A 23552-nucleotide genomic window follows, 5' to 3' on the forward strand; every position below is an offset into this window, starting at 1 on the left:
CCATCAGAGCGTTACTCAGCTCTTTTCCAACATATTGATAATCTGATTAGCGACCACTTTCGCACTCTGATCGTCAGTGCGAATGGTGACGTCGGCAATCTCTTCATACATCGGATTGCGTTCATCAGCTAATGCTTCCAGCACTTCGCGTGGTGGAGAATCCACCTGCAGCAGCGGACGTTTTTTGTCGCGCTGGGTACGTGCCAGTTGCTTTTCGATAGTCGTTTCAAGATACACCACTACGCCACGGGCGGAGAGACGATTGCGCGTTTCGCGCGACTTGACGGAACCGCCACCAGTCGCCAGCACAATGCCCTGCTTTTCAGTGAGTTCATTGATGATTTTTTCTTCGCGATCGCGGAAGCCTTCTTCGCCTTCGACGTCAAAAACCCAGCCCACATCCGCTCCGGTACGTCGCTCAATTTCTTGATCGGAATCGAAAAATTCCATATTGAGTTGTTGAGCTAACTGACGCCCAATAGTGCTTTTGCCGGCACCCATAGGCCCAACCAGAAAGATATTGCGTTTCTCTGCCATTTTTTCGGTATTACTAAGACAATTCGTTGATGATACCCCGCCTTAAACCAGGCAGGACATGAACTGAAACCTCATGAGCGATAGTGCGAGAGTCAGACTAAAAATTATCTCAACACTGAAGGTGTTTTGGCAACCGATTAAATTTACCTTGCCCATTGCACGCAATATTTTGGCGCGTTTCAGTCCGCTTCATTTATCAGCCGGATGTGGTTGCATCGGCTACGCCGCTTGCGCACGATAAAAAACGGTTAAAAAGCATTCGCTGCTGTGGGCACCTGGCCCATAATTCAAAATCGCTAAACCTTGTAAGCTAATTCCGCCCTTGCGTCAAACGCAACTGTGACCAATTCGGGAAAAAACATGCAGGTTCTGTCGTTTGCCGCCAAAAGCGCATTAGTCACTACGCACTAATCTCGGCGTGATAAAGATCACCAGTTCGCGCCTTTTTTGCTCACGCACGTCATGGCGAAAAAGGCCTCCGAGCAGCGGAATATCGCCAAGTACCGGCACTTTACTGCGCCCTGTCGCGCTCTGCTGCTGGAATATGCCGCCCAGCGCCAGCGTCTGACCATCCTTCAGGATCACCTGCGTGTCGATCTCCTGTTTATCGATGGTGAGTACTTCATTAACGCCGCTGCGCATGTTGCGCCCCGGCATATTTTGCGAAATGTGCAGTTTCAGCAAAATCCGACCATTGGCCTGCACCACCGGCGTCACTTCCATTCCCAGCATCGCTTCTTTAAATTCCATGGTGGTAGAGCCGCTGTTGCCGGTCGCCACCTCATAGGGGATCTCCGTGCCCTGCTTAATGCTGGCCGTCTGCTGATGCGAAGTAAATAAGCGCGGGCTGGCAATAATATCCGCCTGATGTTCACTCTCCAGCGCACTCAGCTCAAGATCCAGCAGGCGACCGTCGAGCCTGGCCAGCGTGAAGCCCACGCGCCCGGCCGGATGAGGCACCCCGAGATCGACCCGCAGCTGGCTGGTGCGCAGCGCGTTCGCTACCTGCTCTTCTCCGCTCAGCCCCCAGTTCACGCCCAGCTCGCGCAGGTTCTCTTCGCTGATGGTGACAATCTGCGCCGCCAGCTCAATCTGCTCTAGCGGCACATCCAGCTGGCGCACCCAGCGTTCAGCCTCTTGCAGTGCGCGATCGGTATCGCGCAGCAGCAGGCTGTTGGTGCGGCTATCCAGCGTAATGCTGCCGCGCGCCGTCATCAGCCGGGCGCGCTCATTTTGCAGGCTGGCGTTGACCGCTGCCGCATCCGCGTGCTGCAACGTCAGCGTCAGGTTGTGCAGCGGCAGATTTTGCTGTTGTTCCTCACGGCGGGCATCGGCTTTGCGCTGCTCCTCCTGCTGCCAGCTTTCGGGATACACCAGCAGCACGTTGCCCTGCTGCTGCGTGGTCAGCCGCCCCATTTTCATCACCAGAGAGAGCGCCTGCTGCCACGGCACCCCTTGCAACCGCAGCGAGAGGTTGCCCTCCACGCCGGGGGCCACCACCAGATTCAGCTGCTGATAGTCCGCCAGCGCCTGTAACACCTGGCCGATGGGCGCGTCATCGAACGCCAGTGACAGCGGCGCCTGCGCCAGTGAGAGCGGGCTGATCAGCACCAGCCAGAGGAAGAGCATCCTGTGCATTTTGTTGTCCTTTTAACGTCAGCTTTATGACGGGCGGGCAATCCTGTGAGGGGGAAAGCGAGGCGCTGAGCCAGTCGATAGCGGCAAGCTGCCACGCGGTCGCTGGCAGCGCGTCGCCGATCTGGCCGTGCAGCGTGCTGCCCTGCGGTGAACGCAGCCAGGCGTGGTAGTGGCCCGGTCGGCCAACGATGCCGAGCAGACGCCAGCCCGCGGGCGCATCACCGGTCGCTGGCTGGCAGCGGCTCTCCTGCAAAAAGAAAGGGTCGCGCGCGTGGCTGCCGCACGCCAGCAGTAACAGCAGCAGCGCTAGCTTAGGAAGCATCGTTTAGCTCCAGCACCAGATGCAGCTGCGCCCCCGCCCGCTTCAGGCGAAAGCGGGGTATTTCTACGCTCGGTTGCAGGGTGGTGAGATAGCCCAGCAGAGCGCCAAACTGCGCCCAGCTTAGCGTCAGGGCCAGCTCTCCGCCGTGCGCCGTGGGGTGCCAGTGCTCAAGCACCGCCCCGCTGTGCGCCAGCAGCCTGGGGAGTGAAAAGAGATGCGCCTTAGCGGGTTCGCTCTGCTGCTGGAGTTGGGCAATCTGCTGCTGCACTGTGCGCAACGCGGGTTGCAAACGCAGCGCGGAGATCTGACTGGAGTAACGCCGCGCCTGCAGACGCTGCTGCTGCTCCAGCGTCTGCTGCTGCCGCTGCGCCGGATGCAGCCAGCACAGCCACAGCAGGCCTGCCAGCAGCAGTGCCGCGAGCGTAAAGCTCACCACCCGCAGCCAGGGCTCGGCCTGCAGCCAGCCGGTCAGCCAGCGGTTAGTCATCCGCGCGTTCCTTCGCGCCAGGAAGCTGCGCCTGCAGGGTGAATTCCAGTGCACGTTCGCGGCTACGCTGTATCTGCCCCAGCGTCACCTGGCGAAAGATCGGCATATTCTCCAGCTGCTGGCGCAGCTGATGCAGGCTTTCGATGCGGCGACCGAAGCCGTTAATCTCAAGGCTATGCTCGCCTTTCACCATCTGCTGCAGCCAGAGATCGGCAGGGAATGCCGCGCCGAGCGCATTGGCAAACTGCTGCCAGCGCGCCAGCCGCTGCAGACGCTGCTGCCGCTCAGCCTGCCGACTTTGTAGCAGGGCAAGCTGCTGCTGTGCCGCCACGCTGCGGGCCTTCAGCTGCGTGGCCAGATTAAGCCCGGTTCGCCCTATCGCCAGCCCCTCCATCTGCTGCTGGTTGAGGCGGCGCTGCGCCACTCCGCCCAGCAGTAACCCCACCAGCATCAGCACGGCCCCCAGGGCCAGCAGGCCCCACAACCGCTTGCGCTGTCGCAGCGCCGCCTGTCGCCACGGCAGCAGATTTACCCATACCATCAGCGATCCTCCGGGCGCAGCGCCAGCCCGGTCGCCAGAGCAAACGCGCCTTCACACGCCGGCATCGGGGGCTGATAGCTCTGCAGCACGCTTAAAGGGGTAAGTAGCTGAGTGCCGGGCGGGCAGCTCTCCGCCAGCGCCGAGCTGTACCACAGCGTGCTGCTCTCCTGCAGATAACGCTGCTGCAGGATGGCGAAGTCCGGGGCATCGTCCAGCGGGCACCAGCCCCAGGGCTGCTCGCGATGCTGCGGTGCGAACCACAGCCAGTGGTCGCTGAGGCGATGTACCAGCGCGGCGGCAGGATCGAGCCGTAAATTGTCCGCCAGGGCGAACAGGGCGGCCGGGGTCAGCTCCAGCACCTGCGGAGTCAGGCCCGCCAGCTGCAGGCAGTTTTGCCAGCTGTGCAGCGCCTCCTGGCGCGCCGCCGTCAGGTAGACAGGCGCATCGGTTCCCCACCCGCGGCGGTAATCGAGCGCCAGCGCCTCCGGTGCAATTGGGAAAAATCGCCTCGCCGCCGCCGTGATGTAGCTGCTACGCTCTGGCTCGCGTAATTGCGTGGTGGGAAGAGCCAGCTGGCGCTGCATCACCAGCTGTGGCGGGAAACCGACGCGCAGTGAGATACGGGAAGGGAGCTGCCTGCGCCAGCGCTGCAGCAGTGCGACCAGAATGTCCTGCCGTTGCACCAGGCCATGACTTAACGTATCTTGCGGCAACGTATGCTGCCACCAGTGGCGCAGCTGCCAGCCGTTTCGACGGCGCTGGATGCCGAGGGCGCACAACTGCCCGTTTTGAATATCCAACCCAACTTGCCATGTCTGAAAAGCCATTGACGCGATCTCCTTATCGTCAGTTACAAAAGGACGTATCCAAGGTACTGGCTTGCCTTTATACTACCGCGCGATTGTTTATAAACTGCCCAATCGACTTTAAATGGGAAATATCAGGTGAAGTTCGTAAAGTATTTATTGATCCTTGCAGTGTGTTGCATTTTGCTGGGAGCAGGCTCGATCTATGGTTTATACAAATATATAGAGCCGCAGCTGCCCGATGTCGCCACGCTGAAAGATGTGCGTCTGCAGACGCCTATGCAGGTTTACAGTGCCGATAACGAGCTTATCGCGCAGTACGGTGAGAAACGCCGTATTCCCCTGACCCTGCAGGAAATCCCGCCGCAGATGGTGAAAGCCTTCATCGCGACCGAAGATAGCCGCTTCTACGAGCATCACGGCGTCGATCCGATCGGCATCTTCCGTGCCGCCAGTATTGCACTGGTTTCCGGCCATGCTTCGCAGGGTGCCAGTACCATCACTCAGCAGCTGGCGCGTAACTTCTTCCTCAGCCCCGAACGCACGCTGATGCGTAAGATCAAGGAGGCTTTCCTCGCCATCCGCATTGAGCAGATGATGAGTAAAGACGAGATCCTTGAGCTGTATCTGAACAAAATCTACCTCGGCTATCGCGCTTACGGCGTGGGGGCTGCAGCCCAGGTTTACTTTGGTAAGAATGTTGATCAGCTGTCGTTGAGTGAAATGGCGATGATCGCCGGCCTGCCTAAAGCGCCGTCGACCTTTAACCCACTTTACTCGCACGATCGTGCCGTACAGCGCCGCAACACCGTGCTGGCGCGCATGCTTGACCAGCATTACATCAGCCAGGCGCAGTACACAGAAGCGCGCAACACGCCGCTGGTGGCGAACTATCACGCGCCGGAAATCGCTTTCTCCGCACCGTACCTGACCGAAATGGTGCGCCAGGAGATGATTAAACGTTATGGCGAAAACGCCTATAACGACGGCTACAAGGTTTACACCACCGTGACCCGCAAGCTGCAGCTGGCGGCGCAGGACTCGGTGCAGGACAACGTCATTGCCTATGATATGCGCCACGGCTATCGCGGCCCGTCCAGCGAACTGTGGAAAGCCGGCCAGCCAGCGTGGGATCACGCTCAAATCCTGAAAACGCTGAAAGCGCTGCCGGTTTACGGCCCGCTGTTCCCGGCGGTAGTGACCGCCAGCAGCAGTGATGAAGCTACCGTGGCGATGCGTGACGGCAGCAACATCGCGCTCAATCTGGCTGCGGTGCGCTGGGCGCGTCCATACAAGTCCGACACCTTACAGGGCGCCACTCCGCGCTCGGTTAGCCAGGTACTGCAGCCGGGCCAGCAGATCTGGGTACGCAAGGTCGACAACGACTGGCAGCTGGCTCAGGTGCCGGACGTCAACTCTTCGCTGGTATCGCTCGACCCGCATGACGGCGCAGTACGCGCGCTGGTTGGCGGTTTCGACTTCAATCTGAGCAAGTTCAACCGCGCAACCCAGGCGCTGCGCCAGGTCGGTTCAAATATCAAACCGTTCCTCTACACCGCCGCCATGGATCGTGGCCTGACGCTGGCGTCGATCCTCAACGATGTGCCGATTTCCCGCTGGGATGCCGGTGCCGGTGCCGACTGGCGCCCAAAAAACTCGCCTAATAGCTATGCCGGCCCGATTCGCCTGCGTCAGGGGCTGGGTGAGTCGAAGAACGTGGTGATGGTGCGCGCCATGCGCGCCATGGGCGTCGACTACGCCGCGGAATATTTACAGCGCTTTGGCTTCCCGGCTCAGAACATCGTGCACACCGAATCGCTGGCGCTCGGCTCGGCGGCCTTTACGCCGCTGCAGATGGTGCGCGGGTACTCGGTGATGGCTAACGGCGGCTTCCTGGTAGACCCGTACTTTATTACCCGCATCGAGGATGAAGAGGGGAATAAAGTCTTTGAAGCGAAGCCAAAAGTGGCCTGCCCGGAGTGCAATTTGCCGGTGATCTACGGCGAAACCAAAAAAGCGGTGGCGCTGAGTGAAGACAGCGTGGAAAACGTCGCAGTTTCGCAGGAAGGCACTAACCCTGTCGTGCCGAAACCGGAGCTGGAGCAGGTTCCTCAGCATAAGCAGGACGAACAGCCGGAGTATGCGCCGCACGTGATTAACACGCCGCTGTCGTTCCTGATCAAGAGCGCGATGAACTCCAACATCTTCGGCGAACCGGGCTGGATGGGTACCGGGTGGCGCGCCGGGCGTGACCTTAAGCGTAATGATATCGGCGGTAAAACCGGTACCACTAACAGCTCGAAGGATGCCTGGTTCTCCGGATACGGTCCTGGGGTGGTGACATCCGTGTGGATCGGCTTTGACGATCACCGCCGCGATCTGGGGCGCACCACGGCTTCCGGAGCGATTAAAGATCAGATCTCCGGCTATGAAGGCGGCGCCAAGAGCGCACAGCCAGCCTGGGATGATTACATGAAAGCGGCGCTGGACGGCGTTCCGCTGCAGCCGCTGACGCCGCCGGAAGGGGTGGTGACGGTGAAGATTGACCGCAGCACCGGCAAGCTGGCGAACGGCGGCGGCAATACCCGCGACGAATACTTTATCAACGGCACCCAGCCGACGGAGTATTCAGTGCATGACGTCGGCACCACGCTGATGGATAACGGCGAAAGCCACGAGCTGTTCTGATACAAAAATGCCGGGCAATCGCCCGGCATTTTTTTTAATACGTTACCCTGCCCTGCTTCACCAGCCACTCGCGCACCAGGAACAGCGCGCTGACGTTGCGCGCCTCGCGGAAATCCGGCTCCTCCAGCAGCGCCAGCAGATTGTTCAGCGGCCAGCGCATCTGCGGCAGCGGTTCAGGCTCGTCACCCTCCAGCTTTTCCGGATAAAGCCCTTCCGCCACCACGATATTCATCTGACTGGAGAAATAAGACGGCGCCATGGTCAGTTTACCCAGCTGCTCCAGCTGATGCGCGCCAAAGCCCGCCTCCTCTTTCAGCTCGCGGTTAGCAGCGTCAAAGGGTGTTTCACCCGGGTCGATCAACCCTTTCGGGAAGCCCAGTTCGTAGCTCTCCAGCCCGACCGCGTACTCCTGGATCAGGATCAGATGATCATCAATGATCGGCACGATGAGCACCGCTTCCCGGCCTGAAGATCGCATGCGCTCATAGACCCGGCGCTGGCCGTTGCTGAACTCAAGGTCGACCGATTCCACCGTGAACAGTTTCGATCGCGCTGCGACCTCAACATTAAGGATGGCAGGTTTTTGTAATTGTCTGGTCATAAGGGCCCCAGCGAAAAGCCAAAAAGTGAGCGTCATCCACCCGGCGAATTCAGGTGCTGACCGTGTTATTGTCCATTGTGCGGTAGCCGCCGCAGGAAACCAATCATCGCATGAATCATTTTACTTATTTATAACAAATCATTGTAAACATGAGAAAAATCTTTTAAAGAATGTCAATTATCAGACTAATAAATAGGAATATGCCGATACTTAAGTGGCCAAATGCCTGGTAACATCTACATCGGCCATGGTATACAATTATTCTAATTTTATGATTTTTAGCGCTATTTTTAATCACACAGCTGACAGCCAGCACTGTTTAAACTCGCCACAATTGGGTTAGATATGACACAGTCTTACGCGAGAACGTCGACAGGAGCATTGTGGCAGGAATGAGGGAAGCATGAGCACAATAGTCATCATATTGGCTGTAATGCTGGCCTGCTCGGTAACGGCAGGTTGTTTCTTTTGGTACGCTATGCGGCATCGCCCGCCGTTGGCGAAACCACTGCCATTCATAAGTCCCCCCTATCGCAAGCTGAGCAACGAAGAGCGCGCGGCGGTTGAACGCTACGTGGCGCAGTTGGGCAGCCAAAATCAGACTCTGCCCAGCGGAGCCAGCAGTTCGCCCGATCAGCTGGTGCTCACCTCGCAAAGCAACAATGTCTACCCCGTCACCCGCTCGATTACCCGCTACGGCCTCTCTACCGATGAACCCCACAAATGGCGCTACTACCTTGATGCCGTCGAAGTGCATTTGCCGCCGCTGTGGGAACAACATATCGCGGAAGAGAACTATGTTGAGCTGATCAAAACGCAAACCATTCCGTTGGTGATCTCACTCAATGGTCACTCGCTGACGCAGTACAGCTGGGAAGCGCCCGCGCTGACGCCAATGGTGCGCGCCACCGGGCAGAATGCCTCTATCCGTAAGGAAGAGGGCGAAAATATTGAGCTGCTAAGCGTGCGCAAAGAGAGTGCAGAAGAGTACGCGCTGAGCCGACCTGACGGCACGCGTGAAGCGGTCGCTATCTGTATCGCGCTGCTGCTGTTCTTTATCAGCCTGGTCGGGCCGATAGTGTTGATGCCCTGGCTGATGCTGGCGGGCGTTGCCATCATCGCGGTCAGTGCCTGGTTTATCTATCGCCGCCCAGGCGAAAATGATCTGCGCGAAATTCACTGCCTGCGCGGCGCGCCGAAGCGCTGGGGACTGTTTGGCGAATCTAATCAGGGGCAGGCCAGCAATATCTCGCTCGGCATTATCGACTTAATCTACCCGCCGCACTGGCAACCCTATGTCGCCCAGGACCTTGGCCAGACCACCGAAATTGATATCTACCTCAACCGTCAGGTGGTGCGCCAGGGGCGCTTCCTCTCGCTACAGGATGAGGTGCGCAACTTCCCTGTCCAGCGCTGGCGTAAAAACGTCGTGCTGGCGGTGGGTTCGCTGATCCTGCTGGCGCTGCTGATAAGCTGGATCCCGCTCAGCATGCCGCTGAAACTTAGCCTGGCGTGGATCAAAGGCACGGAAAGTTTGCAGGTTACCCAGGTCAGCGAGTTGGAAAAAGCCCCGCTGCACGTCGGTGACAGCCTGAAGGTAAACGGCAGCGGAATGTGTTCGATCCCGGCGACCTACCAGGGCAACCGTAGCTATGCGTTTATGCCGTTCGACTGTTCGGCCATGTACTGGAACAATGCGGAACCGCTGCCGCTGCCGCAGTCCGATATTATCGATAAGGCAACGGCGCTGCTGGACACCACCAGCATGCAGCTGCACCCGCAGTCCAGTACCGACCCGAAACTTAACCCGCAGCTGGCGACCGCCATTCAGAAGTCGGGCATGATCCTGCTGGATGACTTCTCCGATATCGTGCAGAAAACCCAGGATCTGTGCAGCCAGGAGCAGGACTGTGTGCGCCTGAAAAATGCGCTGGTCAACCTGGGGAACGCGAAAGACTGGCAAACGCTGGTGCACCGCGCTAACTCCGGCGCGCTGAACGGCATGAACGTGCTGCTGCGCCCGGTCAGTGCAGAAGCGCTGGAAAATCTGGTCAATACCGCCACCTCTTCCTTCTTCTACCGCGAAACGCGCCGTGCGGCAGAAGCGCTGAACAGCCCTCCCCCGGGTGGCTTCCTGATCCTCAGCGATGAGGGCCGTCAGTTCGTCAATCAGCCAGCACCGGCGGTCTCACTGTTTGATTACAACGCGCCGGACCAGTGGCCGGAACTGCAGCGGCTCTCCGGCATGCTGCTGCACACTCCGTTTAGCGCCAGCGGCATTATTACCAGCATCACCACCGATGCCAACGGCACGCGCCACATCGCTCTGCACAGTGAACCGGATAGCCTCACCCTGTGGCGCTATCTTGCCAGCAGTCTGTTACTGCTGGTGCTGGCGCTGAGCCTGGTGATTAACAGCCTGCTGGCGCTGCGCCGCATGCATCGCCACCGCGTGCGCCTGATGGAAATTCATCAGTATTATGAGAAGTGCTTTAACCACTCGCTCAGCGACATCCAGACCGTGCGGCCGATGTTCTGAGCATCGCCGCATCTGTGCTATTTTTAAGGCTGAGACTCTCCGCTTTACCTGCCTGAACACGTTGCGCGTGAGTATCCGCCGCAGCGCGCCTTGATTTATGGCGTTAGCCCCATATATAAGGTGAATCCAAAAAGGAACCCAGCGATGAAAGAGAAACCCACAGAAGGGGTGCGGCTTGATAAATGGCTCTGGGCCGCCCGCTTTTATAAAACCCGTGCTGCGGCACGCGAGATGATTGAAGGCGGCAAGGTGCATTACAACGGCCAGCGCAGTAAACCCAGCAAGCTGGTTGAAGTCGATGCTGAGCTGGTGCTGCGCCAGGGTAATGACCAGCGCACCGTGGTGATCGAAGGCATCAGTGATAAGCGCGGTCCGGCAGCGATTGCCCAGCAGCTGTATCGCGAGACGGCAGAAAGTATTGAAAAACGGGAAAAGGTCGCGCAGGCACGCAAAATGAATGCGCTCAGTATGCCGCACCCGGACCGACGCCCGGATAAAAAGGAGCGTCGCGACCTGATGAAATTTAAAAATTCTGGCGACGAATAACGCGCCATTAAAGAGAGAAAAACTTATGTCCCAGCAAGACCAGATGCACCGCTTCCTGTTTGAAAATCACGCCGTGCGTGGCGAACTGGTAGGTATTTCCCAGACCTGGCGCGAGATTATCGACGGCCACGACTACCCACAGCCGGTGCAGCAGGTGCTTGGCGAACTGCTGGTAGCGACCAGCCTGCTGACCGCCACCCTGAAGTTTGACGGCGACATCACGGTCCAGCTGCAGGGTGATGGCGCACTGAATATGGCGGTTATTAACGGTAATAATCAGCAGGAGATGCGCGGCGTGGCCCGTATGCAGGGCGAGATTGCTGACGGCAGCAGCCTGAAAGAGATGGTCGGTAACGGCTACCTGGTGATCACCATCTCGCCAAAAGAGGGTGAGCGCTATCAGGGCGTGGTTGGGCTGGAAGGCGAAACGCTGGCAGAGTGTCTTGAGGACTACTTCATGCGCTCTGAGCAGCTGCCAACCCGTCTGTTTATCCGCACCGGCGAAAGTGAAGGCAAAGCGGGCGCAGGCGGCATTCTGCTGCAGGTGCTGCCCGCGCAGGATGCCAGCCTGGATGAGTTCAACCATCTGGCGACGCTGACAGAAACCATCAAGACCGAAGAGCTGCTGGACCTGCCGGCGAACGAGGTGCTGTGGCGCCTGTTCCACGAGGAAGAAGTCACGCTGTTCGAGCCGCAAAACGTCTGCTTTAAATGCACCTGCTCGCGCGAGCGCTGTGGTGATGTGCTGAGCACGCTGCCGCCGGAAGAAGTGGATCAGATCCTGCAGGAAGACGGTGAGATCGACATGCACTGTGACTACTGCGGCAACCACTACGTCTTTGACAGCGTAGACATCGCGGCCATCCGTAATGATTCAGCTGCCGGTGACCAACAGGTTCACTGATCCCTTCGGGCCAGGTCTTCCTGGCCCTGCACTCTCCTGCTGTGCATAACAAACTTCTCGTAGCAAAAAAATGCGATACTTTCTATCGCCAATATGCCGAGTTTTCAACCATTTCATGCGCAATTCCACGATATTTATCACTGGCTTATCGCACTTACTTTAGTTAATAAATGAAACAAATCACGCCGCTTTACAGCGAATCGCGTGTCGCCTCTCATTTCTTCCTTTTGCCTCTTTCTCTGTCGTCTGACAGGTGTAAACTGCGCGCGATCGTCACGGTGCCAGCCGCCCGAATGTGCCAGGCATTACGGCAAAATCGTCGAAACACCCCTACATCTGCAGCAGTACAAAAAACCGACAAAGGAGCAGTAACATGCGCGCTAACGACCTGACCAAGCAGGACCTCGTTGCTTATGGCATCACTGATACGGTTGAGGTAGTTCATAACCCCGATTATGACACGCTGTTTAAGGAAGAAACCCAGCCCGGTTTACAGGGTTTTGAACGCGGAATAGTGACCCAATCAGGCGCGGTTGCCGTCGATACCGGTATTTTTACCGGCCGCTCGCCAAAAGATAAATATATCGTGCGCGATGACGTCACGCGCGACACGCTGTGGTGGAATGACCAGGGTAAAGGCAAGAATGACAATCAGCCGCTGTCGCAGGAGAACTGGCAGTCGCTGAAAAACCTCGTCACCACCCAGCTCTCTGGTAAGCGCTTATTTGTGGTCGATACCTGGTGCGGCGCCAACCCGGACAGCCGCCTGAGCGTGCGCTTTATTACCGAAGTCGCCTGGCAGGCCCACTTCGTCAAAAACATGTTTATCCGCCCGGATGCGCAGGGTCTGGCTGACTTTAAGCCTGACTTTGTGGTGATGAACGGGGCGAAATGCACCAACCCGGACTGGCAGGCTCAGGGGCTGCATTCAGAGAACTTTGTGGCGTTTAACCTGACGGAGAAAATCCAGCTGATTGGCGGTACCTGGTACGGCGGCGAGATGAAAAAGGGGCTGTTCGCCATCATGAACTACCTGCTGCCGCTTAAGGGCATTGCCGCGATGCACTGTTCGGCCAACGTCGGTGAAAAAGGCGATGTGGCGGTGTTCTTTGGCCTGTCCGGCACTGGCAAAACCACCCTGTCGACCGACCCGCAGCGCCAGCTGATTGGTGATGACGAGCATGGCTGGGACGACGACGGCGTGTTTAACTTTGAAGGCGGCTGCTACGCCAAAACCATCAAACTGTCCGAGCAGGCTGAACCCGAGATCTATCACGCTATCCGCCGCGACGCGCTGCTGGAAAATGTGGTGGTGCGCGCCGATGGAACGGTGGATTACGACGACGGCAGCAAAACCGAAAACACCCGCGTTTCCTACCCGCTCTACCACATCGACAACATTGTTAAACCGGTATCAAAAGCAGGCCATGCGAAGAAAGTGATCTTCCTGACCGCCGATGCCTTTGGCGTGCTGCCGCCGGTGTCGCGCCTGACGCCAGAACAGACGCAGTATCACTTCCTGTCCGGCTTTACCGCCAAACTGGCGGGCACCGAGCGCGGCGTAACCGAGCCCACCCCAACCTTCTCCGCCTGCTTTGGCGCCGCGTTCCTGACGCTGCACCCTACCCGGTACGCTGAAGTGCTGGTGAAGCGCATGCAGGCCGCGGGAGCGGAAGCCTGGCTGGTGAATACCGGCTGGAACGGCAGCGGCAAGCGCATCTCGCTGAAGGATACCCGCGCCATCATCAACGCGATCCTCAGCGGTGAAATCGCCGATTCGGAGACGGCAACGTTGCCGATTTTCAACCTTGAGATACCGCTGGCGCTGCCGGGCGTCGACAGCCACCTGCTCGATCCGCGCAACACCTACGCCAGCACCGCCGACTGGGAAGTGAAAGCCCGCGACCTGGCGCAGCGCTTTATCACCAACTTCGATAAGTTCACCGACACGCATGCCGGTGAGGCGCTGGTGAAGGCCGGACCTGCTCTCTGAAAATAATCACGGGGCGACCGAAAAAGAGGTCTGCCCCTACAACTGCAAGAATGCCGTAGGGGTCGACCCCTGAGGTATTCCCAGAAATGACATCCCTCGCTAAACGTCCGCTAACCGGTCTGAGCTCAGTCTGAGCACGCCGGAACGGCAAAAGACGCTCCCTGCGGGCCTCGGCACGCGGCATCCCTGCCGCGTGACGTCCGGCTTACCTCAGGCCAAGCTCATCCCCCACTCGCATCGTGCTCGCTGTGGGTTTCAAACCGCGACGCTGCGGCTTTGGGTGCAAGGAGGGAGGGCTGATTGCAGCAGGCCCACGGCCAGGGATGGCCGTGAGCCAGGCTACAGGGATGTATTCATGCCGGTGCGGAAAGCAGCCCTCCCTCCTGAAACCTGTCACCTCTCATACCGCGATAAAATCCAGATCAATTTTTGTGGGGATCCCTCATGGGTCGACCCTTTTTTCCGGTCGACCCATTTTGGCTTAAACCCAGCAGCCTTCTATCGCACATTACTCATTGTCCGACCTGACAAACTGCTAAAATAGGATCCCGACTTGGCTCTGGAAACACAGTGACGTGAAACGCCTGCTGCACCACACGCTTTATCTGTTTAACCCCGTTCACCTGCTGGCCTGCCTGGTGACGATAAATGGCTATCTTTTTCTGCACCCTTCCCTGCACCACGCATGGCACTCCGTGCCCGGTGTGATTGACGGTTTTACCACCTGGAAAAATGCCCTGCTGGTGTTTGGCCTGCTGGAGATCCCGCGCTTTATGCTCGGCCTGAGCCTGATGATTATCGGCTGTGGTTTACTGCTGCGCGCGCGCATCGCCTGGGCTTTCTCACTGCTGCTGCTGCTGGCGATGATGCTGTTTGAACTTAACAACCCGCATACGCGGCACCTGCTGCTGTACGCCACGCTCGGCAACACCCTGCTGCTGCTGTGGTTCTGGCGGCGCTTTCATCATGCCAGCCTGGCCGCAGGCAGCCTGTTTGCCCTGCTCAGCATCACCTCGCTGCTGCTGTATGGCGTACTAGGCTCGCTGTACCTCGGCGAAGAGTTCCGGCCACACATCAGCGATCTCACCATGGCGTTCTACTATTCAATCGTCAGTATGTCGACGGCAGGCTTTGGCGATATCGTGCCGCTCACCCCCCATGCGCGCCTGTTTACCGTCTCCATTATTCTGCTGGGCATCACGGTGTTTGCCACGTCGGTCAGCGTAATTATCGGCCCGGTGCTGGGCGGCAATATGAAAAGAATTATCAAAGGGAGGTTTACCCGCGTGATGCGTAAAAATCATTTTATTATCGCCGGTGCTACGCCGCTGGCGCACAGCGTCTATCTCGGCCTGAAGCAGCGCGGGGAAGCGTTAACGGTGATTGTACCGGAAGGGCTGGCGCACCAGTATCCGCCGGATACTGACCTGGTCATCGGCGATCCTTCCAGCTCGGAAGTGTTAACGGAGGCGGGATCGGCACACGCGAAGTTTATCCTCGCTCTGCGCAACGATGATTCGGAGAATGCGTTTATCGTGCTGGCGGCAAAAGAGGCGGGCGGTAGCGCAACGCGCACCATCTGCCTGGTGAACGACAGTCAGCATCTGCAGAAGATTAAGCGCGTGCAGCCCGATATTGTGATCTCTTTGCAGCTGCTGGGCAGTGAGTTCCTGGTGCGGACGTTAAGCGGGGAGACGATCGACAATGCGAAGATTGCCGAGCTGTTTTTTGGTCACGTTAACACGGATTAACCGGGCGCGGCATGCCACGCCCCTACCCGGTCTCCGATTACGCCACCGGGCCGGGCAGGCTGGCCGGAGGCAGCGGCAGGTAAGCACGAATGCGCAGACCGCCTTTATCGCTCTTGCCGATCTCCAGCGTTCCCTGATGCGCATCGATAATGCGTTGCACAATCGCCAGGCCGAGGCCGGTGCCGCTGGTACTGCGCGCGCTATCGCCGCGCACAAACGGCTGGAACAGATGCTTCAGCTGGTCCGGCTCAATGCCCGGGCCGTCATCTTCCACCTGGAACCAACCGCGCTGCAACTCGCGTCCGGAGCTGACTTTAATCCAACCGTTACCGTAACGGGCAGCGTTAACCACCATATTCGCCACGGCACGTTTGATGGCCAGCGGGTTGATATCCAGCATCAGCTCGGCGGACATCACCGCATTTTCAATTTCACGCTCGTAGCCGCTCTCTGCGGCCACCACTTCGCCCAGCACGCTGTTGAGGTCGGCACGCTCAAACTGCATCTCCTGGCCGGTGCGCAGATAGTCGATAAACTGTTCGATAATCGCATTACACTCTTCGATATCTTTGTTAATCGACTCCGCAAGGTAGCCGTCCTGCTCCGACATCATCTCGGTCGCCAGACGGATACGCGTCAGCGGCGTGCGCAGATCGTGACTGACCCCGGCCATCAGCAGGGTACGGTCATCGGCCAGCTGCTTAACGCCGGAAGCCATCTGGTTAAAAGCCCGGGTAACTGAACGCACCTCGGACGCGCCATACTCGCGCAGCGGCGGCGGAATAATCCCTTTACCCACCTGCAGCGCAGCATGCTCCAGCTCCACAAGGGGTCGGTTCTGGATGCGGATAAACAGCCACGCACCGCCAATCGCCAGCAGCATGATCGCCAGCGTGTAGCGGAACAGCGGCGAGAAATCGCCCTGATGGATTTCAGTCAGCGGCACGCGCACCCAGATATCGGGCGACAGCCAGGTTTTCAGCCAGACCACCGGTGAGTTTTTATTCACCTCGACGCGCACATCGGTCGGGCCACCGAGCTGCTGCGCCATCTGCTGGCTGAGGAATTCGTAGTGTTGCGCCCAGCGTAATCCGCTCTCTTCCGCCGCCGCATTGGTATACAGCGAAATGCCCAACTCGCGGTATATCTCACGGCGAAATGCCGGCGGCACTTCCAGCTGCGTGCCATCTTCCAGCTGCAGCCGGTCGGTCATCAACATGCGCACTTCATACGCCAGCACTTTGTTAAACTGCTGCAGGCTGGGCAGTATGGCAAAGTTAAGCACCACCAGATAGGTCGTTACCAGGCTGACAAACAGCAAGGTAACGATCAACAGTAGCGTGCGGGCAAATGAACTGCGGGGAGAGAAGCGGAGTCGCCTCATGCCTTACTGCCGTCCGGCACGAAGACATAACCCAGGCCCCAGACGGTCTGGATGTAGCGCGGATGGGCCGGATCTTCTTCCACCATGCGGCGCAGGCGGGAGATCTGCACGTCGATAGAACGCTCCATCGCACTGTACTCGCGGCCACGCGCCAGGTTCATCAGCTTGTCACGCGACAGCGGTTCACGCGGGTGGCTGACCAGCGCTTTCAGTACCGCAAACTCACCGCTGGTCAGTGGCATAGGCTCATCTTCACGGAACATCTCACGCGTGCCGAGGTTCAGCTTGAACTTACCAAAGGCAATCACCGCCTCTTCCTGCGAAGGGGCGCCCGGCAGCTCATTGGCCTGACGGCGCAGCACGGCACGGATACGCGCCAGCAGCTCACGCGGGTTGAAAGGCTTCGGAATGTAGTCATCCGCGCCGATTTCCAGCCCGACGATACGGTCCACTTCTTCACCTTTCGCGGTCACCATAATGATCGGCATCGGGTTACTCTGGCTGCGCAGACGGCGGCAGATCGACAGGCCATCTTCGCCCGGCAACATCAGGTCCAGCACCATCAGATGGAAGGATTCACGCGTCAGCAGACGGTCCATCTGCTCGGCATTTGCCACGCTACGCACCTGGAAACCCTGTTCGGTCAGATAGCGTTCCAGTAGCGCACGTAAACGCATGTCATCATCGACCACCAGGATTTTGTAATTTTCTTGCATTGAGTGACTCCCAAAGGCGCTATTGCCTGAGCTGGTATTTTCAAAAAAGATGCCTGAATGTAACAGTCAATAATGGTTTATATTGTAGCCGAAATTGTTACAAAGCATATTAAACAGCAGCTTATCTTGAAATTCTGGCAAAAAACCACGGCTGAAGCACAAAGTTCACGCGCGGTATTTGTCAGAACAAACAAGCAGTAACGTTCGGGGATAATTCGCAATGCGTGATTTGCATCCGCACGCCGGGCATCACAAAATAGCGGGCAAACCGCGACGATGATGGCTGAACGATGAAAACAAAACTGATTACCCGTGAAGGCTACAATCTGCTAAAGAAAGAGCTGGATTTTCTCTGGCGCGAAGAGCGCCCGGAAGTGACGAAGAAGGTGACCTGGGCGGCCAGCCTTGGCGACCGCAGTGAAAACGCCGACTATCAGTACAACAAGAAGCGCCTGCGGGAAATTGACCGCCGGGTGCGCTACCTGACCAAGTGCCTGGAGCAGCTGCGCATCGTCGATTACAGTCCGCAGCAGGATGGCAAAGTGTTCTTTGGCGCCTGGGTGGAAGTGGAGAATGACGACGGGGAGATCAAGCGTTTTCGCATCGTCGGCTATGACGAAATTTTTGGCCGTAACGATTACATCTCCATCGACTCACCGATGGCGCGCGCCCTGCTAAAGAAGGAGGTCGGCGATGCCGCCACCGTGCAAACGCCGGTCGGTGAAGCGCTGTGGTACGTCAACGACATCCGCTACGTTAAAGAATCCTAATCCGCACCGCGGCGGCCTGTTTTTACCCAAAATAATTCGAGGTGCAGGAAGGCGGCAAATGAGCGACAAATCGGTCGGGAACCGATTTGAGCAACGCTGGCCGGAGGCTGAGCCTCAGGGATGAGGCTCACTAATCCCGATGAGCTTACATAAGTAAGTGATTCGGGTGAACGAATGTAGCCAACGCGCCTGCGGCTTGAAGTATGAAGGGTAAAGTAGCATTCTGCCGCTGCAATCCGTATAACTGTTGCCAATTTCTTAAGCCATTAAAGTATCCCAATGATGAAAGATTCGCTGAGCCGCCTGATTGCAAGTGAACTGCAGGCCCGAGCTGAACAGGTTGAAGCCGCTGTTCGCCTGCTGGACGAAGGTAATACCGTGCCGTTTATCGCACGTTATCGTAAGGAAGTGACCGGCGGGCTGGACGACACCCAGCTGCGCCAGCTGGAAACCCGCCTTGGCTACCTGCGCGAACTCGCTGACCGCCGCCAGTCCATTCTGAAATCCATCGCCGATCAGGGCAAACTGACCGACGAGCTGGCCGCGGCGATTAACGCCACGCTGAGCAAAACCGAACTCGAAGATCTCTACCTGCCGTATAAACAGAAGCGCCGCACGCGCGGGCAGATCGCCATTGAAGCCGGTCTGGAACCGCTGGCCAACACGCTGTGGCAGGAGCCAAAACACGATCCTGAGCAGCTGGCTGTGGGCTATGTTGACGCCGATAAAGGCGTTGCCGACAGCAAAGCGGCGCTGGATGGCGCGCGCTATATCCTGATGGAGCGCTTTGCCGAAGACGCCAGCCTGCTGGCAAAAGTGCGTGAATACCTGTGGAAAAATGCTCACCTCGTCTCCCGCGTGGTTGACGGCAAGCAGGAAGAAGGCGCGAAATTCCGCGACTACTTTGACCATCACGAAGCCCTGTCCGGCGTGCCTTCCCACCGCGCACTGGCCATGTTCCGTGGCCGCAACGAAGGCATCCTGCAGCTGTCGCTGAATGCCGACCCGCAGTTTGACGAGCCGCCGCGTGAAAGCCACGGCGAACAGATTATTACCGAGCACCTCAACCTGCGTCTCAACAACGCTCCGGCCGATGCCTGGCGTAAAGCCGTGGTGAGCTGGACCTGGCGCATCAAAGTGCTGCTGCACCTCGAAACCGAGCTGATGGGCACGGTGCGCGAGCGGGCGGAAGACGAAGCGATTAACGTGTTTGCCCGCAACCTGCATGACCTGCTGATGGCGGCCCCGGCCGGGATGCGCGCCACTATGGGTCTCGATCCGGGCCTGCGTACCGGCGTGAAAGTAGCGGTAGTGGATGCGACCGGCAAGCTGGTTGCCACCGATACCATCTACCCGCACACCGGGCAGACCGCCAAAGCGGCGGCGACAGTGGCCGCGCTGTGCACCAAACATAACGTTGAGCTGGTGGCCATCGGTAACGGCACCGCCTCACGCGAAACCGAGCGTTTCTACATTGAGGTGCAGAAGCAGTTCCCGCAGGTGAAAGGCGAGAAAGTGATCGTCAGCGAGGCGGGCGCGTCAGTCTATTCCGCCTCTGAACTGGCGGCGCTGGAGTTCCCGGACCTGGACGTTTCGATTCGTGGTGCGGTATCCATTGCCCGCCGTCTGCAGGATCCGCTCTCCGAGCTGGTGAAGATCGACCCTAAATCCATCGGCGTGGGCCAGTACCAGCATGACGTGAGTCAGAGCCAGCTGGCGAAGAAGCTGGATGCGGTAGTGGAAGACTGCGTAAACGGCGTAGGCGTGGATCTGAACACCGCTTCAGTGCCGCTGCTGACCCGCGTGGCCGGCCTGAGCAAAATGATCGCGCAGAATATTGTCAGCTGGCGTGATGAGAACGGCCGCTTCCAGAACCGTCAGCAGCTGCTAAAAGTGGGCCGCCTTGGACCGAAAGCCTTTGAGCAGTGCGCGGGCTTCCTGCGCATCTCACAGGGCGATAACCCGCTGGATGCCTCCACGGTGCACCCGGAAGCGTACCCGGTGGTGGAGCGCATTCTCGCCGCCACCGAACAGGCGCTGAATGAGCTGATGGGGAACCCGTCCGTGCTGCGCGACCTGCGCGCGGTCGATTTCACCGACGAGCGTTTCGGCGTGCCAACCGTCAGCGATATCATCAAAGAGCTGGAAAAACCGGGGCGCGATCCGCGTCCAGAGTTCAAAACCGCCCAGTTTGCCGACGGCATTGATACCATGAACGATCTGCTGCCGGGCATGGTGCTGGAAGGCTCCGTCACCAACGTCACCAACTTCGGCGCGTTCGTCGATGTCGGCGTGCATCAGGACGGCCTGGTACATATCTCCTCCCTCTCCGACAAGTTTGTTGATGATCCGCATAAAGTGGTGAAAGCCGGGGATATCGTCAAAGTGAAGGTGATGGAAGTGGATCTGCAGCGCAAGCGTATCGCCCTGACCATGCGCCTGGACGAGCAGCCGGGTGAAACCAACGCGCGTCGTGGCGGCGGTAGCAGCGCGGCTAACGGCCGTGACAATGCGCGCCCGGCAAAAGGCAGCAAGCCACGCCCGGCCGCGCAGCCCGCCGGTAACAGCGCGATGGGCGATGCCCTCGCCGCCGCGTTTGGTAAAAAGAGCTAAACCTCAGGGCGGGCTGCCAGGCCCGCCCTTTTTTGCAAAAAACCGCTCCCGTTCTCCGCTATAACCTTGCTCAATATCAATGTGAGCAATAATCATTCTCATTAAAATTCATTGTTTCACTCTCCCGTCCAACATCTCAGCAGGCCAGGACAATGCAACTGATCCCCCAGCACAGCTACCGGATTACCGGTTTTTCTCCCACGCTCAGCGCGGCTTTTCGTCAGAAACTGATGGCGCAGGGCCTGCTGCCCGGCACCTGCTTTACCCTGGTGCGCGTAGCGCCGCTCGGCGACCCGCTGCATATCGAAACCCGCCGTACCAGCCTGATGCTGCGCCGCAAAGAGCTTTCCCTGCTGCTGCTTGAAGCCATTGAAGCCGGGGAGGGAGCTTAATGAAAAACACGACTCTCGCCCTGACCGGTAACCCAAACGTTGGCAAAACCACCCTGTTTAATCAGCTGACCGGGGCGCGCCAGCGCGTCGGCAACTGGGCGGGCGTCACGGTTGAGCGTAAAGAGGGACGCTTTACCACCGCCCGGCATCAGGTGAAGCTGGTCGATCTGCCCGGCTGTTACTCGCTGACCACTCTCTCGGAGCAGGCATCGCTGGATGAGCAGATCGCCTGTCAGTACCTGCTGAGCATGGAGGCTTCGCTGGTGATCAACGTGGTGGATGCCAGCAATCTGGAGCGCAATCTCTACCTTACGCTGCAGCTGCTGGAGATGGGCCTGCCCTGTATCATCGCGCTGAACATGCTGGACATGGCCGAAAGCCAGCAGATCACAATAGACATTGCGGCGCTGGAGCAGGCGCTGGGATGCCCGGTAGTGCCGCTGGTTTCCACTCGGGGCCGCGGGATTGATCGGCTGAAACAGGCGATTGACCATTACCCACCTCGCGGCGCGCAGATCGGTGTCGCCTACCCTGCTGCGGTGCAACAGGCGGTAGCACAGCTGGCTGCGGCCATGGCGGCCCCCCTCTCGCCGGCGCAAAAAAAGTGGCTGGCGCTGCAAATGCTGGAAGGGGATATCTGGAGCCAGCAGCAGGCCGTGGATGCCGCCCGGCTGCTGCCCGCCGTATCCCGGCAGGCAGGAGCAGACGTGGCGCAAAGCATCGTCAGCAGCCGCTATCAGACGATTGAAACCCTGTGCTGCCAGGCCATTCAGCAGCAGGGAACGCGCAAGGGGGTGTCACAGCATCTCGACCGCCTGACGATGAACCGCTGGCTTGGTCTGCCCTTCTTCCTGCTGGTGATGTACCTGATGTTTTTCCTCGCCATTAATCTCGGCGGTGCGCTACAGCCGCTGTTCGACCTCGGGTCGGCGGCGCTGTTTATTCAGGGTACGCAGTGGCTGGGCATCACGCTGCACCTGCCAGAATGGCTGACGCTGTTTCTGGCGCAGGGGATTGGCGGTGGTATCAATACGGTGATGCCGCTTATCCCCCAGATCGGCATGATGTACCTGTTTCTCTCACTGCTGGAAGATTCTGGCTATATGGCGCGTGCCGCCTTTGTGATGGACCGCTTGATGCAGGCGCTTGGCCTGCCGGGGAAATCTTTCGTGCCGCTGATTGTCGGCTTTGGCTGCAATGTCCCGTCAGTCATGGGTGCGCGTACGCTTGATGCCCCGCGTGAGCGCCTGATTACCGTGCTGATGGCGCCGTTTATCTCCTGCGGGGCACGCCTGGCTATCTTCGCGGTGTTTGCGGCAGCGTTCTTTGGTCAGCGCGGGGCGCTGGTGGTATTCAGCCTTTATCTGCTCGGCATGGGTGCCGCTATCGCGACCGGCCTGCTGCTCAAGCATACGCTGATGCGCGGCGCGGCCAGCCCGTTTGTGATGGAGCTGCCCACATGGCACGTTCCGCACCTTAAAAGTCTGCTGTTACAGACGTGGCAGCGTCTGCGCGGCTTTGCGCTGCGCGCGGGCAAAGTGATTGTGCTGGTCAGCGTCGTGATTGGCGGGCTGAACAGTTTTACCTTCAGCGGTCAGCCGGTCAGTAACCTCAACGACTCGGCCCTCGCCAGCGTCAGCCGCACGCTGACCCCGCTGCTGTCGCCGATTGGCGTGCAACGCGATAACTGGCAGGCGACCGTCGGGCTGCTGACCGGGGCAATGGCGAAGGAGGTGGTGGTCGGCACGCTCAACACGCTCTACACCGCAGAAGCGCTGCAGCGGCAGCCGTTTGACGCGGCGCAGTTTAGCCTGATCGATCAGCTCAAGGAGGCCGCCGTGCAAACCTGGCAAAGCGTGCGGGCGACGTTCAGCCTCAGCGTGCTGGCGAACCCGATTGAAGCCAGTAAAGGCGATGCCGAAATGGCCAGCGGTGCGATGGGTACCATGCACAGTAAATTTGCCAGCGATGCCGCCGCCTACAGCTACCTGATCTTTGTGCTGCTGTATGTCCCTTGCGTCTCGGTGATGGGAGCCATCGCGCGCGAAAGCAGCGCCCGCTGGATGCTCTTCTCTGTCGTGTGGGGCATCGATCTGGCGTACTCACTCTCTGCCCTGTTCTATCAACTTGCCCGTTTTGACCAGCACCCGCGTAGCAGCCTGCTGATCATCGCCAGCGTGATACTGATTAATGCGTTACTGCTGCTAGTCCTGCGACGCATCCGCATCCGGCCGGGGCTAATCCCGGTAAAAAATGGGGTGAGCGGCTGCTCTGGTTGCGCAAAAAGCGACAATTGCCACTGATGTAAGTTGCGATTTTGTGAC

19 protein-coding genes are annotated in these 23552 nt (G+C 58.6%); 10 read left to right on the forward strand and 9 right to left on the reverse strand.

Annotation, left to right across the window (positions count from 1 at the left end; translation table 11 throughout):
- Nucleotides 1–15: 15 nt before the first annotated feature.
- From aroK to pilM, 6 genes are all read right to left on the reverse strand, one after another.
- Entirely contained in the window at nt 16–537 is a 522-nt protein-coding gene (aroK, locus tag J2Y91_RS06440; protein WP_048917675.1) for a shikimate kinase AroK, read from the reverse strand.
- A 393-nt stretch (nt 538–930) separates the two neighbouring features.
- Nucleotides 931–2175 (reverse strand): DNA uptake porin HofQ, encoded by a 1245-nt coding sequence (hofQ, locus tag J2Y91_RS06445; protein ID WP_133622553.1) that lies wholly within the window; start codon nt 2173–2175, stop codon nt 931–933.
- Complete coding sequence (locus J2Y91_RS06450) at nt 2093–2497, reverse strand: DNA utilization family protein (protein ID WP_133622552.1); 405 nt, start codon at nt 2495–2497, stop codon at nt 2093–2095. The genes hofQ and J2Y91_RS06450 overlap by 83 nt, the downstream gene beginning before the upstream one ends.
- Nucleotides 2487–2984, reverse strand: coding sequence for a HofO family protein (locus J2Y91_RS06455; protein ID WP_133622551.1), 498 nt, complete (start codon nt 2982–2984; stop codon nt 2487–2489). The genes J2Y91_RS06450 and J2Y91_RS06455 overlap by 11 nt, the downstream gene beginning before the upstream one ends.
- Entirely contained in the window at nt 2977–3525 is a 549-nt protein-coding gene (locus tag J2Y91_RS06460; protein ID WP_133622550.1) for a PilN domain-containing protein, read from the reverse strand. Before J2Y91_RS06460 ends, J2Y91_RS06455 begins: the two co-directional genes overlap by 8 nt.
- Complete coding sequence (gene pilM, locus J2Y91_RS06465; RefSeq protein ID WP_133622549.1) at nt 3525–4352, reverse strand: type IV pilus biogenesis protein PilM; 828 nt, start codon at nt 4350–4352, stop codon at nt 3525–3527. Before pilM ends, J2Y91_RS06460 begins: the two co-directional genes overlap by 1 nt.
- Before the next feature lie 117 nt (nt 4353–4469).
- On the opposite strand from pilM, the gene mrcA reads away from it, so the two are divergent.
- Nucleotides 4470–7019: a peptidoglycan glycosyltransferase/peptidoglycan DD-transpeptidase MrcA gene (mrcA, locus tag J2Y91_RS06470; RefSeq protein ID WP_048917681.1), complete on the forward strand. Its 2550-nt coding sequence runs from the start codon at nt 4470–4472 to the stop codon at nt 7017–7019.
- A gap of 34 nt (nt 7020–7053) precedes the next feature.
- Here the strand turns inward: mrcA and nudE are convergent, their stop codons facing one another.
- Complete coding sequence (gene nudE, locus J2Y91_RS06475; protein ID WP_099753502.1) at nt 7054–7620, reverse strand: ADP compounds hydrolase NudE; 567 nt, start codon at nt 7618–7620, stop codon at nt 7054–7056.
- Nucleotides 7621–8023: 403 nt separating this feature from the next.
- Here nudE and J2Y91_RS06480 point away from each other — a divergent pair, with 403 nt between their 5' ends.
- The 5 genes from J2Y91_RS06480 (at nt 8024) to kch (ending at nt 15353) form a co-directional block, all read left to right on the forward strand.
- Nucleotides 8024–10159: an intracellular growth attenuator family protein gene (locus J2Y91_RS06480; RefSeq protein WP_133622548.1), complete on the forward strand. Its 2136-nt coding sequence runs from the start codon at nt 8024–8026 to the stop codon at nt 10157–10159.
- A 144-nt stretch (nt 10160–10303) separates the two neighbouring features.
- Entirely contained in the window at nt 10304–10705 is a 402-nt protein-coding gene (gene hslR, locus J2Y91_RS06485; protein ID WP_133622547.1) for a ribosome-associated heat shock protein Hsp15, read from the forward strand.
- A 25-nt stretch (nt 10706–10730) separates the two neighbouring features.
- Complete coding sequence (gene hslO / locus J2Y91_RS06490; RefSeq protein ID WP_048917685.1) at nt 10731–11609, forward strand: Hsp33 family molecular chaperone HslO; 879 nt, start codon at nt 10731–10733, stop codon at nt 11607–11609.
- A gap of 373 nt (nt 11610–11982) precedes the next feature.
- Nucleotides 11983–13602, forward strand: a complete 1620-nt coding sequence (pckA, locus tag J2Y91_RS06495) for a phosphoenolpyruvate carboxykinase (ATP) (RefSeq protein WP_133622546.1) — start codon at nt 11983–11985, stop codon at nt 13600–13602.
- 575 nt (nt 13603–14177) lie between these two features.
- Complete coding sequence (gene kch / locus J2Y91_RS06500) at nt 14178–15353, forward strand: voltage-gated potassium channel protein (protein WP_133622545.1); 1176 nt, start codon at nt 14178–14180, stop codon at nt 15351–15353.
- A 37-nt stretch (nt 15354–15390) separates the two neighbouring features.
- Here the strand turns inward: kch and envZ are convergent, their stop codons facing one another.
- The gene (gene envZ / locus J2Y91_RS06505; RefSeq protein ID WP_048917688.1) at nt 15391–16737 is read right to left on the reverse strand and encodes a two-component system sensor histidine kinase EnvZ; all 1347 of its coding nucleotides are present in this window, start codon (nt 16735–16737) and stop codon (nt 15391–15393) included.
- Nucleotides 16734–17453 (reverse strand): osmolarity response regulator transcription factor OmpR, encoded by a 720-nt coding sequence (ompR, locus tag J2Y91_RS06510; RefSeq protein WP_001157751.1) that lies wholly within the window; start codon nt 17451–17453, stop codon nt 16734–16736. Before ompR ends, envZ begins: the two co-directional genes overlap by 4 nt.
- 290 nt (nt 17454–17743) lie before the next feature.
- Here ompR and greB point away from each other — a divergent pair, with 290 nt between their 5' ends.
- The 4 genes from greB (at nt 17744) to feoB (ending at nt 23531) form a co-directional block, all read left to right on the forward strand.
- The gene (greB, locus tag J2Y91_RS06515) at nt 17744–18223 is read left to right on the forward strand and encodes a transcription elongation factor GreB (protein ID WP_048917689.1); all 480 of its coding nucleotides are present in this window, start codon (nt 17744–17746) and stop codon (nt 18221–18223) included.
- 279 nt (nt 18224–18502) lie between these two features.
- On the forward strand, nt 18503–20836 hold the full coding sequence (locus tag J2Y91_RS06520; protein ID WP_133622544.1) for a Tex family protein: 2334 nt from the start codon (nt 18503–18505) through the stop codon (nt 20834–20836).
- A 152-nt stretch (nt 20837–20988) separates the two neighbouring features.
- Nucleotides 20989–21228, forward strand: a complete 240-nt coding sequence (gene feoA, locus J2Y91_RS06525; protein ID WP_048917691.1) for a ferrous iron transporter A — start codon at nt 20989–20991, stop codon at nt 21226–21228.
- Nucleotides 21228–23531 (forward strand): Fe(2+) transporter permease subunit FeoB, encoded by a 2304-nt coding sequence (gene feoB / locus J2Y91_RS06530; RefSeq protein WP_133622543.1) that lies wholly within the window; start codon nt 21228–21230, stop codon nt 23529–23531. Before feoA ends, feoB begins: the two co-directional genes overlap by 1 nt.
- Nucleotides 23532–23552 lie beyond the last annotated feature (21 nt).

The sequence above is a fragment of the Erwinia aphidicola genome (genome assembly GCF_024169515.1).
Classification (GTDB): domain Bacteria; phylum Pseudomonadota; class Gammaproteobacteria; order Enterobacterales; family Enterobacteriaceae; genus Erwinia; species Erwinia aphidicola.

What these genes read in the sequence shown, in the direction of transcription:
- greB (WP_048917689.1), top strand. Translation starts at nt 17,744, where the DNA reads ATGAAAACAAAACTGATTACCCGTGAAGGCTACAATCTGCTAAAGAAA.
- J2Y91_RS06520 (WP_133622544.1), top strand. Translation starts at nt 18,503, where the DNA reads ATGATGAAAGATTCGCTGAGCCGCCTGATTGCAAGTGAACTGCAGGCC.
- J2Y91_RS06450 (WP_133622552.1), bottom strand. Translation starts at nt 2,497, where the DNA reads ATGCTTCCTAAGCTAGCGCTGCTGCTGTTACTGCTGGCGTGCGGCAGC.
- feoB (WP_133622543.1), top strand. Translation starts at nt 21,228, where the DNA reads ATGAAAAACACGACTCTCGCCCTGACCGGTAACCCAAACGTTGGCAAA.
- pilM (WP_133622549.1), bottom strand. Translation starts at nt 4,352, where the DNA reads ATGGCTTTTCAGACATGGCAAGTTGGGTTGGATATTCAAAACGGGCAG.
- ompR (WP_001157751.1), bottom strand. Translation starts at nt 17,453, where the DNA reads ATGCAAGAAAATTACAAAATCCTGGTGGTCGATGATGACATGCGTTTA.
- hslO (WP_048917685.1), top strand. Translation starts at nt 10,731, where the DNA reads ATGTCCCAGCAAGACCAGATGCACCGCTTCCTGTTTGAAAATCACGCC.
- envZ (WP_048917688.1), bottom strand. Translation starts at nt 16,737, where the DNA reads ATGAGGCGACTCCGCTTCTCTCCCCGCAGTTCATTTGCCCGCACGCTA.
- feoA (WP_048917691.1), top strand. Translation starts at nt 20,989, where the DNA reads ATGCAACTGATCCCCCAGCACAGCTACCGGATTACCGGTTTTTCTCCC.
- aroK (WP_048917675.1), bottom strand. Translation starts at nt 537, where the DNA reads ATGGCAGAGAAACGCAATATCTTTCTGGTTGGGCCTATGGGTGCCGGC.
- J2Y91_RS06460 (WP_133622550.1), bottom strand. Translation starts at nt 3,525, where the DNA reads ATGGTATGGGTAAATCTGCTGCCGTGGCGACAGGCGGCGCTGCGACAG.
- hofQ (WP_133622553.1), bottom strand. Translation starts at nt 2,175, where the DNA reads ATGCACAGGATGCTCTTCCTCTGGCTGGTGCTGATCAGCCCGCTCTCA.
- J2Y91_RS06455 (WP_133622551.1), bottom strand. Translation starts at nt 2,984, where the DNA reads ATGACTAACCGCTGGCTGACCGGCTGGCTGCAGGCCGAGCCCTGGCTG.
- hslR (WP_133622547.1), top strand. Translation starts at nt 10,304, where the DNA reads ATGAAAGAGAAACCCACAGAAGGGGTGCGGCTTGATAAATGGCTCTGG.
- pckA (WP_133622546.1), top strand. Translation starts at nt 11,983, where the DNA reads ATGCGCGCTAACGACCTGACCAAGCAGGACCTCGTTGCTTATGGCATC.
- nudE (WP_099753502.1), bottom strand. Translation starts at nt 7,620, where the DNA reads ATGACCAGACAATTACAAAAACCTGCCATCCTTAATGTTGAGGTCGCA.
- J2Y91_RS06480 (WP_133622548.1), top strand. Translation starts at nt 8,024, where the DNA reads ATGAGCACAATAGTCATCATATTGGCTGTAATGCTGGCCTGCTCGGTA.